1 protein-coding gene and 2 pseudogenes are annotated in these 1,689 nt (G+C 71.4%); all 3 read left to right on the forward strand.

Annotation, left to right across the window (positions count from 1 at the left end; genetic code table 11):
- Window positions 1-436: pseudogene (locus QAA18_RS12735) on the forward strand (pteridine-dependent deoxygenase); the annotation flags it as partial.
- Window positions 437-445: 9 nt separating this feature from the next.
- The gene (gene hemB, locus QAA18_RS12740) at window positions 446-1,432 is read left to right on the forward strand and encodes a porphobilinogen synthase (RefSeq protein ID WP_279413461.1); all 987 of its coding nucleotides are present in this window, start codon (window positions 446-448) and stop codon (window positions 1,430-1,432) included.
- A 13-nt stretch (window positions 1,433-1,445) separates the two neighbouring features.
- Window positions 1,446-1,689: pseudogene (locus tag QAA18_RS12745) on the forward strand (shikimate dehydrogenase); the annotation flags it as partial.

Consider the following 1,689-nt stretch of genomic DNA (forward strand, 5'->3'; position numbering starts at 1 on the left):
CGCGCCTGTGGAGAATCCGCGCCAGGTCAGTGCCTGGCGCTACCCGCGCGCCTACGGCCCGCAACCGCCGAGCTTCGCCCGCGCCATGTTGCCTCCGACCGGCAGCCGGATGCCGCTGCTGCTGTCGGGTACCGCCAGCGTCGTCGGCCATGCCACCGCGCATCCGGGCGCCGTGCTCGCCCAGCTCGGCGAGACCCTGGCCAATTTCGACGCCCTGCTCGGCGCCGCGCGCGATCGCCAGCCCGAACTGCCGGCGCATTTCGGCGGCGGCACCCGGCTCAAGGTCTATGTGCGCGACCGCGGGGACATCGAAGCCGTCGCCGCGGCCCTGGACGAGCGCTTCGGCGACCGCGTCCCCCGCGTCGTACTGCACGCGGCGATCTGCCGCCGCGACCTGGCGGTCGAGATCGACGGGGTCCACGGCCCACAGGCGTAGAATGGCCGCATGAGCCATCCCTTCATCCGGCCGCGGCGGATGCGCCGCGACGAGTTCTCGCGGCGGTTGATGCGCGAGACGGTCCTCACCGCCGACGACCTCATCTATCCGGTGTTCGTGCACGAGCTGTCCGGGCGCGCGCCGGTGCCGTCGATGCCCGGCATCGAGCGGCTGTCGATCGACGAGCTGCTGCGCGTGGCCGAACAGGCCAGCGAACTGCGCGTGCCGGCGCTGGCGCTGTTCCCGGTGACCGCGCCGGAAGCCAAGTCGCTGGATGCCGCCGCCGCCCATGACGACGACGGCCTGTGCCAGCGCGCGGTGCGCGCGCTCAAGCAGCGCTTTCCGGACCTTGGCGTCATCACCGACGTCGCCCTGGACCCCTACACCGTGCACGGGCAGGACGGCCTGCTCGACGACAGCGGCTACGTGGTCAACGACGAGACCGTAGAGGTCCTGGTCAAGCAGGCGCTGTCGCATGCGCGCGCAGGCGCCGACGTGGTCGCGCCCAGCGACATGATGGACGGACGCGTCGGCGCGATCCGCGCAGCGCTGGAGCTCGACGGCCACGTCCACACCCGCATCCTCGCCTACAGCGCCAAGTACGCCTCGGCGTTCTACGGCCCGTTCCGCGACGCGGTCGGCTCGGCCGGCGCACTGGGCAAGGGCAACAAGTACACCTACCAGATGGACCCGGCCAACGCCGACGAGGCCATGCGCGAGATCGCGCTGGACCTGGAGGAAGGCGCGGACATGGTCATGGTCAAGCCGGGCATGCCGTACCTGGACATCGTGCGCAGGGTGAAGGACGAGTTCGGCGTGCCGACGTTCGTCTACCAGGTCAGCGGCGAGTACGCGATGCTCAAGGCGGCCCATGCCAACGGCTGGCTGGACGAACGCGCGTGCACGCTGGAAGCGCTGACCGGGATCAAGCGTGCCGGCGCGGACGGCGTGCTCACCTACTTCGCCCTCGACGCGGCGCGCTGGCTGCGCGAATGAACTGCACGCAGGGATGAAGCGCTACGCCGTCATCGGCCACCCGGTCGCACACTCGCTTTCGCCGCGCATCCACGCGGCGTTCGCGAAGCAGGCCGGGGTGTCGATTGCGTACACGGCGATCGACGCCCCGGATTTCGAAGCCGCGCTGGCCGCGTTCGACGGCGACGGCGCCAACGTCACCCTGCCGCACAAGGCGCGCGCCGCCGCGGCATGCGCCACGCTCGCCGAACGCGCACGCCGCGCCGGCGTGGTGAACA

Origin of the sequence: Luteimonas sp. 8-5 (assembly GCF_029763755.1) — a bacterium.
GTDB lineage: Bacteria > Pseudomonadota > Gammaproteobacteria > Xanthomonadales > Xanthomonadaceae > Cognatiluteimonas.

Coding starts and splice junctions, on each gene's coding strand:
- hemB (WP_279413461.1), top strand. CDS start 446: ATGAGCCATCCCTTCATCCGGCCGCGGCGGATGCGCCGCGACGAGTTC.